The sequence below is a fragment of the Nocardia sp. NPDC024068 genome (genome assembly GCF_040638875.1).
In the GTDB taxonomy this organism is placed as follows: domain Bacteria; phylum Actinomycetota; class Actinomycetes; order Mycobacteriales; family Mycobacteriaceae; genus Nocardia.
Genome location: NZ_JBEZYU010000128.1, coordinates 1 through 1,645, shown reverse-complemented (window position 1 = coordinate 1,645; position 1,645 = coordinate 1). Strand labels below are relative to the sequence as shown.

At 62.9% G+C, this 1,645-nt stretch carries 2 protein-coding genes; one reads left to right on the top strand and one right to left on the bottom strand.

Annotation, left to right across the window (positions count from 1 at the left end):
- A partial coding sequence (locus AB0F41_RS31575) for a hypothetical protein (protein ID WP_357430264.1) occupies window positions 1–221 on the bottom strand: 221 nt, incomplete at its 3' end.
- Between AB0F41_RS31575 and AB0F41_RS31570 the strand changes: the two genes are divergently transcribed.
- Window positions 143–1,543 carry an IS30 family transposase gene (locus AB0F41_RS31570; protein ID WP_357430262.1) on the top strand — a complete coding sequence of 467 codons (1,401 nt, stop codon included), beginning with the start codon at window positions 143–145 and terminating at the stop codon, window positions 1,541–1,543. The two genes, AB0F41_RS31575 and AB0F41_RS31570, sit on opposite strands and share 79 nt — an antisense overlap.
- Window positions 1,544–1,645: the final 102 nt, after the last annotated feature.

Here is a 1,645-nt window from a genome sequence, read left to right as displayed (position 1 = left end):
TGGTGCTGGACGCGATCGAACACGCCATCTGGACCCGCGAACGAGCCGGCTGGAACGTCAAAGACGTGGTCCACCACACCGATAGGGGAGCGCAAGCTGGATTCAACTGGTCGTCGCAACACCCTGATTTTGGAGGTGTTGTGTGGGTGCTGTGCAACGGTGGCGTGAGGTTCGGTTGTATCGGGGGCAGATTCCATCACCGGGGCGACCGACGGTGGCATGGCGTGAGGATCGGGTGCGGTTCTGGGCGGCGATAGCACGTGGCGCGATGACCGAGGACGCTGCCGCGGAAGCAGGGGTATCCTCGCCGGTAGGATTTCGGTGGTTCCGCCATGCTGGTGGCGTGAATCCTCGTCTGGCCCTGACTGTTTCGGGTCGATACCTGTCGTCGATCGAGCGTGAGGACATCGCGTTGTGGCGCGCTCAGGGTGCGGGCGTGCGCGAGATCGCGCGCCGGCTCGGTCGTGACCCGTCGACGATTTCGCGCGAGCTGCGGCGCAACGCGTCCACGCGCACATATCGGCTGGACTACAAAGCGTCGACGGCTCAGTGGCACGCGCAGCGGCGGGCGAGGCGCCCGAAGACCGCGAAGCTCGTCACCAACGCCAGGCTCCGTCAGTACGTCCAGGACCGTCTCTCCGGTGTGCTCCGCACCGCCGACGGAAAAGTGGTCACCGGCCCGGCCGCACCGGAGTGGAAGGGGAAGAACAAACCGCATCGAGGTGACCGTGCGTGGGTCACCGCGTGGAGTCCGGAACAGATATCGCGTCGCCTCGAGGTCGAGTTCCCCGATGATGAATCCATGCGTATCAGCCACGAAGCGATCTACCAGGCGCTCTACGTCGAAAGTCGTGGCGCGCTCAAACGTGAACTCGTCGCCTGCCTGCGCCGGGGACGGGCACTGCGTGTTCCCCGGCCACGGGCGAAACAGAAAGTGTGGGCTCACGTCACACCCGAAACCTTGATCAGTGAACGTCCCCCGGAGGTCGCCGATCGGGCGGTTCCCGGGCATTGGGAAGGTGATTTGATCATCGGGTTGCAGCGGTCTGCGGTCGGAACACTCGTTGAACGCACGACCCGGTTCACAATGTTGATCCACCTGCCCAGAGAGCAGGGATATGGCCTCGTGCCGCGAACGAAGAACGGTCCGGCTCTCGCCGGCTACGGCGCGGTCACGATGACCGATGCTCTCGCGCGAACGATTACCACGCTGCCCGAACAATTGCGGCGATCACTGACCTGGGACCGCGGCAAGGAGCTGTCCGATCATGCCCGTTTCACCGTCGCTACCGGTGTCCAGGTCTTCTTCGCCGATCCGAAGAGTCCGTGGCAGCGCGGTTCGAACGAGAACACCAATGGGATTCTGCGGCAGTACTTTCCGAAGGGAACAGACCTATCCCGATGGGATGCCGAAGAGATCCAAGCGGTCGCTCACACCCTCAACACCAGACCACGTAAAACCCTCGGTTGGAAAACCCCTGCCGAAGCTTTCAACGAGTATCTACAATCGCTGCAACAAACCGGTGTTGCGACGACCGATTGAATCCAGCCAATACACGTCCATAGCGTTGACCGAAAGACTGGCCGAAGCCGGTATCCAGCCCTCGGTCGGGGCAATCGGCTCCAGCTACGACAACGCCCTGGC